This is a genomic window from Bacillus sp. FJAT-27445, assembly GCF_001510665.1.
GTDB lineage: Bacteria > Bacillota > Bacilli > Bacillales > Cytobacillaceae > Bacillus_D.
This window is the reverse complement of record NZ_LMTI01000007.1, coordinates 249,971-263,888: the sequence shown is the minus strand read 5'-3', so window position 1 is coordinate 263,888 and position 13,918 is coordinate 249,971. Positions and strand designations below refer to the sequence as shown.

The following is a 13,918-nucleotide window of genomic DNA, read 5'->3' as shown; positions in this document are numbered from 1 at the left end:
ACATATGACAACGATTCTTGTCGAATTTATCTATACGTAATCGATTCTACTCTATCGTGGTATTTTCCTTCTTCTTTTTGAAAAGTGGCTGCCACTGAGCAGTGTCCTGTTTGCAATTCAACTTTTCTTTACTTATATGGAAGCCCGGCATCCGATGGGGGGAGTGCCGGGCTCTATCATTCATTATAAAAGAATAACCGCTTCCTCGGTTTCTAGGAACTTTTTTGAGCATTTAGGGAATACCGCGCCTGTTGCGCACCATTTCCAAAAGAAATCATGATTGTTTTTGCCAATCGCGCCATGTAGCAGCAATTCTGGCAAAATACTCCCCGGAAGCCCTTTGGTGTGATAGGTCCTTCCATCTTCCAAGTCGTTTAGGACGAACACGCCTTCTATAACTGTCTGCACCTCAAACACGGTGTCGAAATAGAGGTCGAATGCACGTTGCTGTTTTTGGTACGCTTCCAAATCATTTTGAATACCTAAATCGGGATCATGGATATTGGGGAAATGCTGGAGGATAAGGGCATTTATTGCGGTTTCCCCGATTTTTATATCGGACTTATACATATCGATATATTCCTTAACAATAGGGAGCCAGTTTGTTCCCGCTCTGCGATCAAGCCAGCGGACAAAGGTTTGGAGTTCAGAAAGCAGTTTTTCAGTTTCCCGCCCGGTTTTTGATATCGGAATCCTGCTTGAGAGATGGGGAGTGAGGAATTCTTCCCAGAAGAGCGGGGTACATTCCTGCCAGGAAGGAGGGCATAAATCTTCAAGGTAATCAGTGAGATAATTTGAGAAGTGGAAGAGAAATTCATTCCGGATGGGGTCTTTCGGTTTGCCGAGTTTGTAGGCAATGAGGTCGTCTCCATAAAAGAGGGCAATCGCGCGGTTTCTCATTTTAAATGCGGAACCGATTTGGAGCTTCTTTAAGAATTTTTCGCGTGTTTCGGTCTCGGTGATGGGGAGGGCAAAGGAATGGATTTGAAGTTTTTCGCAGCAATGTTCCTCGGCTAATCTGCTTCCGCAGCTGCATAACGGCCTTTTTCTCATACAGTTTTCAACTTGCTTTCCTAAGGGGTTTTTGCCTGAAAGTGGGATAGATGGGTTGTGGGGTATTGAGGCAAGTTCATTATACCAGTAAAATACAAAATTCTGGAAGAGGATTTTAGTCTGACAGTAGGCGGTTTTGTGACAATGAACTATTTCCCTTTACAAGTAATAGTGGTATTAACACTACCCTGAACACAAATTTCTCCGTATAGAAATTTATAACCCAGGTGCCTGAGCCCCGTGGGTTTTTGTAAAATGAAACTAGTCGAAAAATTTCGGGGAGTGCCAGGCACCTTTATAACGTAAATCCAAACATCTCCTTAGCCAATTTCTTAAAATGGCTGTCATCAATTTCTTCTTTTTCCATCCTTCCATCAGTCCATGTTGTGGCCGAATTTCCGGCCAATGTTACGCTTCCTTTATCGGTCAGCCTGGTAATTATCAGCCGTTTATTGAAACCTGATGCAGGGTGGCTGGCAATAATCTGCTGAATTTCGTTTAAGTCACTTAGCTTATGAACGGTATCCGTGGAATCAAAGGCATAACCTTTTTTCCACTCTTTATCCTTATGCTTGAGTTTCAAATACAAACAATAATCCCCATGTTCACTATCTTCTTTTTGAACCTTAAATTCGCCGTTTCTTGATGAGATGGTGTCTCCGTCCAGTGGGACTGGTTTTAGCGGAATATTGATGCCAAACCCGGTATCCACAAGGTATTGGCGGCCTTTTTCCCGAAGGAGGATGGCTATATGTGTTTTTCCGGTTTCGCTCCATTTCTGATGTGTTTGGTTAAAAACAACCGCACGGATTATCCTGGCATCAAAGCCGTTTTCCAAAAGGAACAAATAGAGAATCGAATTCAGGTCATAACAAAGGCCGCCTTCATTCCGGTCGAGTATCTTTTCCTTCAGGGATTCCTCCGTAAATTCAGTCGTACTGCCATTCATAATGCGCACATTTTCAAAGGGAAGCGCCAGCGCGGTCTTTTCAAGTATCGTTTCCAGGTTATCAAAGTGTATTGGTTCATCCCTCGGAAACTCAATCCTTTTGCGAAACATTTCATTCATCACAGTCATCTGACACACCTCCATACTACATTTAGTATATAAGGAAAAGAGGGGCTCCGCTAATGCGAAGCCCCCACTTTAATCGGCGAACTGAATTTATCAGCTATGGAAATATGAGTGCCCTAGCATGGTTACATGCCTTTTGGGACAGCCGCCTTTCTTTCCGATCGTGTACCGCTGAGATGGATTTTTTCAAAAAATTCCTTGTTGATTTGCCCATAAAGCTGGAAGCTGTTTAATCCAGGGTATACTTCAAGCAGCCGTTCAATATCCTTTTCTTTCGCTTTCACAAAAAGGGCTTTTTGGGGCACCCGGCCGGTTACTTCAATGGAATCAGGAATGGATAGGTTCGTTATGTTTGTTAAAAGAACCCAATTATGATGAGGTTCTTTTTTAAACCGGACATTTTCTTCCCGTGCAACGTAATCGTTGTGCTTTGAGTTAAGTTGGATTAAATCCTCTACAATGGCGCTTGCCGTCGGAAACTTCCCGGCGCCCGGCCCTTGCAGGGTAATATTTCCGACGATATCCGCGTCGATCGAAACGGCGTTTTGGACGCCCTCGACGGAGTACAACGGGTGCGATGGGCCAACGAGGACAGGTTTAACGGAGCAGCGGAGGCCCCGTACCCCTATTTCAAGCGAGATGACATGCTTTACGCGCAGCCCCCAATCGGAAAACAAGCCGATTTCGGAGTGGGATACCTCAGAGATGCCTTTCCTCTTTACTGTTTGCCATTCGGGCTGTTCTCCAAATGCGATCTGGCTTAATATCATCGCTTTATAAAAAGCGTCATATCCTTCAATATCATTGGTTGGGTCTTCCTCGGCATATCCTTTTTCTTGCGCTGCTTGAAGCGCATCTTGGAATGAATCGCCATCCTCGCGCATTTTGGTCAAAATATAATTGGAGGTACCGTTGACGATTCCTTCAATCCTCTCGATTTTGTTCACATTCAAAAGTGTCCTCAGCGTTTGGATTGCCGGTATTCCTCCAGCGACAGTCGCTTCAAACCCGCAGGCGACATTATACCGGGAGGAGTGTTCCAGCAGCTCATTTCCGTGGTAAGCAAACATTTCCTTATTCGCGGTAATGATATGGCAGCCTCTTTCGATTGATTTTTTCAAATACGAAAAACCCGGTTCCCGTCCTACGATTGCTTCGATCACTACATCGAGTTTCGGCAGGTTTAAAATGTCTTCGAAATTTGAGGTAAGGAGGATGTCATCTTCCTGGAGAGTGTGTTTTTCAACGTTTCTCACAAGTATGCCAGCTACCTTTACATTTTTGCCAAGGATTGCTTTAAGCCTTGTTTGATGGGTTTTGATTGTTTCATATACTCCTTTGCCGACTGTGCCAAACCCGAGTAGTGCAACATGGATGTCCGCCACTTAATCTCCTCCTCAAATCTTATAAGGCAGACTGCAGGATTCCTCCCCATTTTGGAAACTCGGCAAGGAATCCATCATGCCCAAAATCAGTGCTCACTTCAACATAATCCGCTTCTTTCCCCGCTTCCTTGAGGGCTTCCGCAATTTCTTTAACCTTCTCGGGAGGGTACAGTAGATCGCCTGTATAGCCTAACAGCAGAGATTTTGCGGTAATTTGCTGAATGGCCTTTTTCCATCCCTGCCTGCCTCTTCCGATATCATGTGAGTCCATCGCCCCAAGCAAATACAAATAGCTGTTGGCATCAAAACGGGAAGAAAGTTTTTTTCCCTGATATTTCAAATAGGATTCAACTTGAAAGGTCTCCTCGTCCTTAAGCTCCCTCTTGAATCTTTGATTGAACATTGAGCCGGTCCGGTAGGTAACCATCCCGACCATTCTAGCGATTTCGAGTCCTGCAATCCGGTCATCCTCTGAATAGAAGCCGCTCTTCCAGGCCGGGTCCTGCATGATGGCATTTCTTCCAATTGCGTTAAAAGCAATTCCATAATCGCTTAGGTATGGGGTAACGGCGATTGGGACGATGAGTTCTGAAAAATCAGGGTAGGCGATTGCCAATTCAAGAACCTGCATGCCCCCAAGCGACCCTCCGATCGCCGCTTTTATTTTGTGGATGCCGAGTTTCCTGAGCGCCAATACCTGTGAATCGACAATGTCCCGGATTGTTATTTTCGGAAAATTGTACTGATAAGTTTTTTTTGACAAAGGGTTCATACTGGTTGGGCCGGTTGATCCAGAGCAGCCTCCCAGAACATTGAAAGTAATGACCTCATACTCGTTTGTATCAATATACAAGCCCGGACCTATCAGGCCATGCCACCAGCCTGGTTGTTGTTGCGTACCAACTGTATACTGATTGCCTGTAAGGGCATGGCAGACCAGGATGACGGGTGCGCCTTTTTTCCCAGCCCTTTCAAAGGCGAGTTCAACATCCTCGAGTACGATACCTGATTCAAGCCGGAGGTCTCCAACTTTTATCTTTCCATATTCCGGCGGAGGAGCCGGTTCAACGCCTATTGATAAATCTTCGGTGTTCATTGATTTAGCTGCTCCTCAGGCCTGGATGATAGACCGGTAGCTTTAAAGAATGCCTGATCCAAATCTTCCTTCAAATCCTTAAGTGATTCAAGCCCGACAGAAAGCCTGATAAGTTCTTCGGTTACACCGCTCTTTGCAAGATCCTCTTTGTTCAGCTGCTGATGTGTGGTGGAAGCAGGATGGATGATCAGTGACTTTGCATCCCCGACATTTGCCACATGGGACCATAGTTGAATGTTGTCAATCACCTTTTTACCTGCATCACGGCCGCCTTTAATGCCAAAAACAATAATGGATCCAAAACCGCCGCCAAGGTATTTTTTTGCTAACTGATGGCTTGGGTGATCCTCAAGCCCCGGGAAGGAAACCCAATCGACAGCTGGATGGTCTTGCAAGTATTGGGCAATTTCCAGTGCATTCTCATTATGCTTTTGAATTCTCAAGTGCAGTGTCTCAAGTCCCTGCAGCAAGAGGAAAGCACTATGCGGGCTTAAAGATGATCCAAAGTCCCTCAAGAGCTGGACCCGAAGTTTAATGATAAATGCAAGCGAGCCGATATCCTGGGCAAAGCGAAGCCCATTATAGCTAGGATCTGGCTGGGTAAAGCCAGGAAACTTCTCGCTGTTCCAATTGAATCGGCCGGCATCGACAATTAATCCGCCAATTGTTGTGCCATGTCCTCCAATCCATTTTGTTGCCGAATGGACAACGATATCCGCGCCCCATTCAATTGGCCGGCATGAGTACGGGGAAGCAAACGTATTGTCGATAATGAGTGGAATTCCATTTTCATGGGCGATTTCAGCTACAGCTTCAACATCCAATACATTTAGGCTTGGGTTGCCGATGATTTCTGCAAAGACTGCCTTTGTTTTAGGAGTGATTGCATCACGGAAATTTTCAGGATTGGCCGAGTCAACAAAGCGGACTTTAATTCCAAACTTGGGAAGAGTAACAGCGAATAAGTTGAATGTACCGCCATATAGGTTTTCCGCGGCTACGATTTCATCCCCGGCCTCAGCGATGTTCATAATGCTCAAGGCAATTGCGGCCATCCCTGAAGAAACTGCCAGGGCAGCTGCGCCTCCTTCAAGGAGAGCAATTCTTTTTTCTAAAACATCTGTTGTTGGGTTCATTATCCGGGTGTAAATATTCCCTGGCTCTGCAAGAGAGAATAAGTTCTGAGCATGGTCGGTACTATTGAAAACATAAGAAGTTGTCTGGTAAATAGGTACTGCCCGGGATCCGGTTACTGGATCAGGGGTTTGCCCGCCATGCAATAAAAGTGTTTCAAGGCCGAAGTTTTCATGTTGATTTGTCAATGTGAATTCCCTCCAATTACTAATTCCAGTTTAATTTGGGCGGTTTGTTTATGAACGCATCTAATACAAAAACCCCCTCTCCATAAGAAGAGGGGGGTTCCTCCTCTTATCTTCCAGGCAAAACGCCTGCAGGAATTAGCACCTTTTCAAGCTTTACGCTTGAAGGTTGCCGGACTTCATAGGGCCTGACCCTCCGTCACTCTGGATAAGAGATTGCATATTTAGTTTTCAATTAGTGTTCATTTTTAACTGCCGGTTGTTATAGAGGATTATAAGTGAAGATAATCTCAAAAGTCAACTGAAAATTCATAATATTTTTCGTTTTAGGTTTTTTGAAAAAAACAATTAGCCATTGATTGGAAAATAACCCGTATAATTTGTTTTGTCGTTTTGTGTAGAAGGTTCTTATTTTGGCGACAGCTATAGTATAATTGACAAGAGAAGGAGGTGATAGCGAAATGGAAGAACGACTTGAAAGAATAGAAACGATGTTGGGCCAATTGGTTAGTATGGTCGGCAACGTGATTGCAGAGCAGCAGAACATGCGGCAGGAATTAAATGGTTTGCGGCAGGAAATGAATGGTTTGCAGGAGAAAATGAACGAAATGCAGCATGAAATGAACGGTTTGCAGCAGAAAATGAACGGGATGCAGCAGGATTTTGAGTCCGAAAAACAGAAGAATGCAGAACGCCACGAGCAAGTAATGAGCATGCTTAAAGCAATGGAACTGGACCAGGATTTCATCTGGGAAAAAACTGCCCGGAATGAGCGAGAGATTGAAGTTCTTAAAAGAAGGCTCGGTTAATATCTCCTAAGAAGAATTCCTCATAAAATCCCCAATTAACTTGTCAATCAAACAGAAAAAGGTGCGAAACCGTTTCCTCTAAAGGATGTTGTTTCGTACCTTTTTTAATCCCCGAACAGGTGCATGTGAACCATTCTTTTTTGCGAGATAACTGGTATCAAGATTTAAGGTGTACGATATAAATGACTCTCTTAATAGAGGGTGTTTTTTGTGCTCTTAAAAAACGGAAAAGGTATAATTAAGGAAAATTTTATAATTCCAAGGAGATCAATAGAATGAACGAATTAAAGCTTTTCAGTGACCTGTATAAATTTTAAAATGGCTTGGGGAGGATGGAATATTCTCTTGCTCCAAAGAGTTTGATTCTCGGATATAAACCTTTCAGCTTTTATGGGGGAAGGCCGAAGTTTGCTACTTTGCACGGTGAAAAAAGCTATAGATGTTTAGTCCTTCATGTTGATCCAGGCACAAAAGACTCGCCGAAAGGAAAACTGGTTCAAAAACAAATTCAAGAAATTCTGGATTTTGATATTCAAAAAATGAGAACTTTCCAATTGAAGAATCACGAAGTCTATGTACCATTTGAAGTCATTGAATCGAAGGAAAAACTGCAAGTACTAAAAAGTTTTATCCTGGAGCAGTATACAATCTTTGTGAATAGGAATAGGTGATTTAATCAAAAGGCACTGGTTATGCGGACGGTACCTATCACCGAAAAATGAATGAAATGCGGTCCTTTTTTGTGAAAAAGGGCCACTTTTTCTTTTAGGAAAGTGGGGGTAACGTGTTTTATGAAGGGATTTTTGTATTATGGCTAGAAATCACCGTAAATACCTAAAAATAACCGCCAAAAACCTCCAAATGGTAGGTTTTTAGGAGATTTGGAAATATATCGAAAGTTTTCGATGGGTTATCGAAAATTTTTAACATATATCGAAAAATTTTTGATGGATATCGAAAGTTTCAAGGCATATATCGAAAACTGTCACATTTTGGACAAATTCACCAACCGAGCTATGGCACCCCAATCTCACAAAAACGGGCAGCAAACGTAACAGGCAGCCCAAACATTTTTCGTCAAATTTTTCACCTTTTCGTCATAGTTTCTAATTTTATTATGTCATTTATCTACTATACTCAATATATAAGAAAATCACTGTGCTTATTGTGGAAAGTGTAAAAAAGTTACAGATTATATTCCCATCTTTTGTGGGCATTAACAGGTATTTCTCTAACGTATTGTGAAATAGTGAACAAACTAAAAAGGATTCCTTAAATGAAAGTTGGTCCACTAGGGAAGTGAAAAACCTGTTTACACTTTTACACTTGTTCAACTGTGAGCATAATACTCTTTAAGTTAAGAAGCAGAAGGGAGTTAATGAAATATGAAATATTTTTTATTCCTGGTAATCATGTCCGTTTCATTAATAGGTTGTGAGCAGCAAGCAGAAAATAGCATGAAAGATAAAATTCAATTCGTTCCAAACGAGGATTATGTAGGTGACCCATCGCCAACTGTAAAAAAGGAAATGAAATTAACAAATGAAGAAAAGGTGGAATTTGAGAAGCTGCAGAAGGAAATCCTAGAGAAAAAAGAGGATGAATAATATGTCCGCCATAAAAGAAACAGCGATTACATTGGAAGAACGTTTGATGTATTATCAGTTGTTTTGCCACTACTATCGAGGGGATTTGCTCCATTTCGGTTCAGCTGAATGGAAACAACTGGGGAATATTTTAATAGAATACAAGCTTACAAGGATAAACAGCGAAGCGGGCAAGGCAGTACAAAGCCTGGAAGAAGCCAATGCTGCCGCGGTCCAAACGTTTAAATATGACTATAACCGTTTATTTGTAGGCCCGAATAAATTATTGGCATCTCCTTATGAATCTAGTTACCGGAACTTCGAAGGGGCTGTTTTGCAGCAGGAAACTTTGAAGGTGCGGAACTTTTATTATCATGCGGGATTCCAGGTTGCAGATGAGGGGCAAATGCCGGATGACCACATCCAATTTGAATTGGATATGATCCTGCACCTGTTAAATGAACCAGCGAACCAGGAAAAAACCCAACTTTATAAGCTATTTTTGGAAAAGCATCTCATGCAATGGGCATTCGAACACTGCGCGCGGATTGTACAAAATAGCGATAATCCCATCACCCTCGCGATGGCCATTTTATTAAAAGAATTTTTGCATCTCGAAAAAAAGTTGATCGAAGGTGAAGATGTATGTTGACTGAAAACTTTTCCCGCCGGACGTTTTTAAAAGGTTCCGCAGCACTTAGTACATTATTGGGGCTTGGAGCGATTGGGAATAAAGCGGCGAGGGGGCTTGTTCCCACAGCGGCTGCAGCTCCTAATGGAAAAAAACAACATTTTTATAATGCCTGCCCGCGAAATTGCTATGATACGTGTTCAATCGTGACAACAGTCGAGGATGGGAGAATTACTTTTATTACAGGCAATGAAAACAACAAGTATACAAAAGGCCGTCTGTGCGTAAAAGGGAATACGTATCCGCGTGTTGTGTACTCCCCGGACCGGATTAAATACCCTATGAGGCAAAAAGTCCGCGGTTCAGGCGATTGGGAACGGATCAGCTGGGACGAGGCTTACACCATCATCGCCAAAAAAGTACTTGAAATTAAACAGGAATACGGCAATACCTTGCCAATTTGCTTGAACAAGTATTCCGGCAATTTCAATATTTTAAACTATGCAACCGAAGGCATGCTTTCGAGTATTGGTTATACAACAAGGGCCCAGGGGACGCCATGTGACCCGGCTGGGTCGGATGCGCAAGCGTTTGATATGGGAACAGCCTATAACAATGACCCTGAACAATTCTTGGATGCCGAGTATATCATCCTATGGGGGTCAAATCCGGCGTGGACCTCCGCTCATTCGATGTATTTTATTGAACAAGCGAAAGAAAAGGGGACAAAGCTTGTCGTGATCGATCCGCTCATTACCCAGACGGCTTCAAAGGCGGATGAGTATATTCAAATTAACACAAGTACGGATGGTGCGCTGGCTCTTGGGATGATTCGCTATATCATGGATCAAAACTTATATGATGAAGAGTGGGTCCGCAACCATTCCATTGGGTTTAATGAATTTTTATCCCATGTGAAAAAGAATATTACTGTTGAATGGGCTGCCGAAAAAACAGGTGTCCCAAAACCCGTAATTGAACGGATTGCACGCGAATATGCGACCGCAAAGCCAGGAAATATTTGGATCGGTTTTGGCATGCAGCGGCATACAAATGGCGGTTCTATGGTCCGCGCGATTGATGCGCTCGCGGCAATAACCGGCAATATCGGAAAAAGAGGCGGCGGCGTTAACTATATCGGCGGGGAAACCTGGGGCTTCAATTACCATACGATGGGATTTGGCGTACCAGAAGGAACAAAGGGCGAAGCCGACCGATATGTGAATATGAACAACTTCGGCGCGCAAGTTTTGGATGCCAATGAACCGCCAATCAAGATGATGTGGATTGCCTGCCGAAACCCAATTGCCCAGGATCCCGAGCCGAATGTCGTGAAAAAGGCATTCGAGAAAATGGACCTAATTGTAACAGCCGATTTGTATATGAACCAAACGGTTGAACTGTCCGATATTGTTCTTCCTGTCACAACCCCATTTGAGACGGTAGGGGTTAACGTCAGCTACTGGCATTACTGGATCAATGCAAATGAGCAGGCTATTAAACCGCTATATGAAACAAAAAGCGACTTGGAAATTGCCATGGGACTATCGAAGAAGTTAAATGAGTTGGCACCAGGCTCCTGCACATTCCCAGTATCAGGCTCGCTTGAAGAGTGGGTTGAAAAAGAATTTAACGATGGTATCAGGGAGATGTTCGGCGTTAAAAGCTGGGATGAACTGCGTAAAAATGGCGGAACCGCGAAGGCAAGTGAAAAGGTGACCGTTGCATGGGAAGACCTTAAGTTCAGAACCCCATCAGGGAAGTATGAATTTTACTCGGAGAAGGCAGTTGAATATGGCCACCATCCGCTTCCGGTATTTGTAGAGCAATACAAAGCCGATGGCGACCATCCGATTCGCTGTATGTCCCCGCACTGGAAATTGGGGATTCACAGCCAGTTCCAGCATATTGACTGGCTCGATGCAATCCAAAGCCACCCGTTCGTGGAAATGAATCCTGCTCTGGCGAAGAAATACGGAATTAAAGAAAATGATTTGGTACATGTCAAAAATGAGGCTGGGTATTTGACACTGCCGGCAAAATTAACGAAAACAGTTCCATCTGATACGGTCGTGATGTATGAGGGCTGGTGGAAAGATGTGAATTACACAGAAAACTTCAATGTAAAGGCCATTCCTTCGGATATGGGTGACTATAGTAAAGGCCAGCGTGGAATCGCCTTCCATGATAACTTTGTCAAAATAGAAAAAGCGTAAGGAGGAAGGGATCACATGGCGAAAAAATTAGGCTTCTTAGTAAATATTGATCGGTGTATCGGATGCCATGCCTGTGAAATTTCATGTAAAAGCTTTTATCAGCTTGAACCACAGATGAGGCGGAGAACGGTAAGGGAGCTGCCGGAGGATATGGTCGGCTCTCCCGTCCGCGCATTTGTTTCAACAGCGTGCAACCATTGTGATGAGCCTGCCTGTAAGGCAGCTTGTCCTGTTGGAGCGTATACAAAGCGCGAAGAGGATGGCATTGTTGTCCATAATCAGGAGCTTTGCATCGGCTGCCAAATGTGCGGAAAGGCATGTCCTTATGGGGTGCCGCAATACAATCCTGTTAAGAAAAAAATGGACAAATGCAGTATGTGTTACGACCGGCTTGATGTAGGAGAATCTCCGATTTGTGTCTCAAAATGCCCGCTGGAGGCAATTGAAATTGTTGATTATAATGAAGTCCAGCCTGCCGGAACTGTGAGCATTGTGCCGACTTTCGCTGATCCGTCCATTACACATCCCACTACTCAATTTATTTTGCCAAAACCAGGCAAGCAGTTTAGGAGGGCATAACGATGCATGATCTTCCACTTGTAATTTTCACCGTATTATCGCAGCTTCTTTTAGGCGGATTTGTGGCACTTTGGTGGCTGGACCGGAAAAAAGGCGGCATTTCGAAGACAACAGGATTGGTGATTTCGATTTCTCTCCTGATTTTAGGCGGAGTTTCGCTTCTTGTTTCAATGCTGCATTTAGGCCACCCATTCCATGCTTACCGCGCAATTTTAAATATTAAAGTTTCCTGGTTAAGCCGTGAAATTGCCTTTTATGGAGCCTTTCTTGGGCTGATGGCGGTATATACCTGGTTTTGGTACAAAGAAGATGCGGCAAAGCGCGGCGCGATCGGATGGATTGCTACTGCTATCGGCGCCATCGCGATCTTCTCTTCAGCAAAAATTTACATGATTCCGGCGTTTCCCGCGTGGGATAGCGCAAATACACTGTTTGCTTTCTTTTTAACATCGCTATTATTGGGCCCGTTATATGTGGCTGTCTTTTTGGTAATCAGAGGGGAGCTCTCGGTTAATATTTCCAGCCTATCAATTCCTGTACTAGTTGTTTCAGCAATTGTGGCGGTTGTCTATTTTTCATCCCTGGCCGCTGGTCTGCCACAGGCTGTTGAAACGGCGAAATTAACATTCCAACATGTATTTTTCTGGGTAAGGATTGCCACATTCCTGGCCGCCTCGGCGTTAATGCTTTTATCGTATAAAAATAGCAAATGGCAAAATGCCACAGTCTATTCGGCTGCTTTTGCAGTCCTTTTGGCCAGTGAATTTTTAGGGAGATTTCTTTTCTATGAAACAGCGATTCACTTATAAATGAAACAAGGGAGGGGGAATTAGGAATGAGCATTGTTAACTGGGTTAATGTAATCGATAAAAAAATGGCGGGGCTTAGCGTGGAACCAAATCTTTGCACGAAGCTGATATCTCCAAAAAGCACCTGCACCAGCTGTGTCGATCATTGTCCCATGAACAGCATTTCCTTTTTAAAGAAGGATATGGCCATCGAAGGCAACTGTGTGGAGTGCGGCTTATGCGCGGCTGTTTGTCCAACAGGGGCCCTGTTAACGAATCGTCCCCCTCTCACTCAATTTGTCCAGGAAGTCATTCGTAAAAGTGAGGAGCATGAAGCAGTTTATCTCCACTGCGAAAGGAAGCCGGTTTCAACCCGCCATCCTACAGCGGTATCCGTACCATGTTTGGGAATGATCCCAAAAGAAGCTTGGGTGACATTGTTAAATCGATGTGAAAATCTGTCCATCTATCAACCAACACAGGCATGCCAGGGCTGTGAAATCACGACGGGCGAAAAGGTGTGGAGAATGGAACTGCATGCCGGAGAAGCTATCACTTGTAGAAAGATAAAAATTACCGACCAAATAAGTGATTCAAAAGAAAACGTGCGCTACGATGTTGAACGCAGGGATTTTCTATCTGGTTTCTTCAAGGAAATCAAAGCAACAAATAAGCTTGCGTTAAGAGAGCTGCTTGGCGGGTCTAACAGGGTATCATCCTACCAGGAGAAACTTCAGGATGATTCACTAACAAAACTAAAGAAAGAATGGGACGCGGTGGGCGACCATCTTTTTGAAAAAATGACCAATGAAACGGCTTTTCCATATATGAATAAACGTTCGCTCTTTTTGGCGGAATTGCAGGAAAACGAAGCATTGCGCCAGCAAGAGGACAGCCGTTTGCCTCATATAAGCAAAGAATGCAACTTCTGCGGGGCTTGCGCAATATTATGCCCAACGGATGCCCTGTTGGTGAAAATTGAGGAAGGCCAGCAAACAATCACGTTACAGCCACAAAAATGTGTGGATTGTTCACTATGTGAAGAAATTTGTTATACAAAAAGAATCAAGCTGCAACCTGTACAAAATCAATCATTGCTCGCAAACAAACAACTGTTAGCCCGCCGTTTCATTTGAAAACAGGAAAACCATCCTCGAGCCCTCTCAGGCAAAAGGGTGGTTCTCAAAAACAATAACCTTTAACAACCACTACCCTGAAGGTAGAGGTGTGCAAGCTCATTTATATGGGGATTTTTTGAAAGTGAAAGAAGAAAGAGTGTTTAAAGCAATTGTAAATGGCTTTCTGTACTTTTTAGTGAATTCAAAACGGTCTTTTTTTTGAAAAAAAAGGGCCCTTTTTCTTTTTAGAAACACGGATTAGC

12 protein-coding genes, 1 pseudogene and 1 riboswitch are annotated in these 13,918 nt (G+C 43.6%); of the genes and pseudogenes, 8 read left to right on the top strand and 5 right to left on the bottom strand.

Annotated elements, in window-relative coordinates:
• Nucleotides 1–183: 183 nt before the first annotated feature.
• The 5 genes and pseudogenes from AR337_RS20600 to AR337_RS20580 all read right to left on the bottom strand — a co-directional run.
• The gene (locus tag AR337_RS20600) at nt 184–1,053 is read right to left on the bottom strand and encodes a hypothetical protein (RefSeq protein ID WP_059173917.1); all 870 of its coding nucleotides are present in this window, start codon (nt 1,051–1,053) and stop codon (nt 184–186) included.
• 295 nt (nt 1,054–1,348) lie between these two features.
• Nucleotides 1,349–2,131, bottom strand: a complete 783-nt coding sequence (locus AR337_RS20595) for an arylamine N-acetyltransferase (RefSeq protein WP_059173916.1) — start codon at nt 2,129–2,131, stop codon at nt 1,349–1,351.
• A 122-nt stretch (nt 2,132–2,253) separates the two neighbouring features.
• Nucleotides 2,254–3,513, bottom strand: a complete 1,260-nt coding sequence (locus AR337_RS20590; protein WP_059173915.1) for a homoserine dehydrogenase — start codon at nt 3,511–3,513, stop codon at nt 2,254–2,256.
• A 19-nt stretch (nt 3,514–3,532) separates the two neighbouring features.
• On the bottom strand, nt 3,533–4,609 hold the full coding sequence (locus tag AR337_RS20585) for a homoserine O-acetyltransferase (protein WP_059173914.1): 1,077 nt from the start codon (nt 4,607–4,609) through the stop codon (nt 3,533–3,535).
• A gap of 8 nt (nt 4,610–4,617) precedes the next feature.
• Nucleotides 4,618–5,931: pseudogene (locus AR337_RS20580) on the bottom strand (O-acetylhomoserine aminocarboxypropyltransferase/cysteine synthase family protein); the annotation flags it as partial.
• Nucleotides 5,932–6,034: 103 nt separating this feature from the next.
• A riboswitch (SAM riboswitch) is annotated at nt 6,035–6,143 on the bottom strand.
• Between the two features lie 246 nt (nt 6,144–6,389).
• Between AR337_RS20580 and AR337_RS20575 the strand changes: the two are divergent.
• The 8 genes from AR337_RS20575 to AR337_RS20540 all read left to right on the top strand — a co-directional run bounded on the left by AR337_RS20575 (nt 6,390) and on the right by AR337_RS20540 (nt 13,673).
• Complete coding sequence (locus AR337_RS20575; protein ID WP_059173912.1) at nt 6,390–6,737, top strand: hypothetical protein; 348 nt, start codon at nt 6,390–6,392, stop codon at nt 6,735–6,737.
• A gap of 332 nt (nt 6,738–7,069) precedes the next feature.
• Entirely contained in the window at nt 7,070–7,408 is a 339-nt protein-coding gene (locus tag AR337_RS20570; protein WP_253702009.1) for a hypothetical protein, read from the top strand.
• A 714-nt stretch (nt 7,409–8,122) separates the two neighbouring features.
• The gene (locus tag AR337_RS20565; protein ID WP_059173911.1) at nt 8,123–8,344 is read left to right on the top strand and encodes a hypothetical protein; all 222 of its coding nucleotides are present in this window, start codon (nt 8,123–8,125) and stop codon (nt 8,342–8,344) included.
• A 1-nt stretch (nt 8,345) separates the two neighbouring features.
• Nucleotides 8,346–8,975, top strand: coding sequence for a molecular chaperone (locus AR337_RS20560; protein WP_059173910.1), 630 nt, complete (start codon nt 8,346–8,348; stop codon nt 8,973–8,975).
• Complete coding sequence (locus AR337_RS20555; RefSeq protein WP_059173909.1) at nt 8,969–11,170, top strand: molybdopterin-dependent oxidoreductase; 2,202 nt, start codon at nt 8,969–8,971, stop codon at nt 11,168–11,170. Before AR337_RS20560 ends, AR337_RS20555 begins: the two co-directional genes overlap by 7 nt.
• A 15-nt stretch (nt 11,171–11,185) precedes the next feature.
• Nucleotides 11,186–11,749 (top strand): 4Fe-4S dicluster domain-containing protein, encoded by a 564-nt coding sequence (locus tag AR337_RS20550; protein ID WP_059173908.1) that lies wholly within the window; start codon nt 11,186–11,188, stop codon nt 11,747–11,749.
• A gap of 2 nt (nt 11,750–11,751) precedes the next feature.
• Complete coding sequence (locus AR337_RS20545) at nt 11,752–12,558, top strand: DmsC/YnfH family molybdoenzyme membrane anchor subunit (protein WP_059173907.1); 807 nt, start codon at nt 11,752–11,754, stop codon at nt 12,556–12,558.
• Between the two features lie 26 nt (nt 12,559–12,584).
• Nucleotides 12,585–13,673, top strand: a complete 1,089-nt coding sequence (locus AR337_RS20540; RefSeq protein ID WP_059173906.1) for a 4Fe-4S binding protein — start codon at nt 12,585–12,587, stop codon at nt 13,671–13,673.
• The last annotated feature ends 245 nt before the right edge of the window (nt 13,674–13,918 follow it).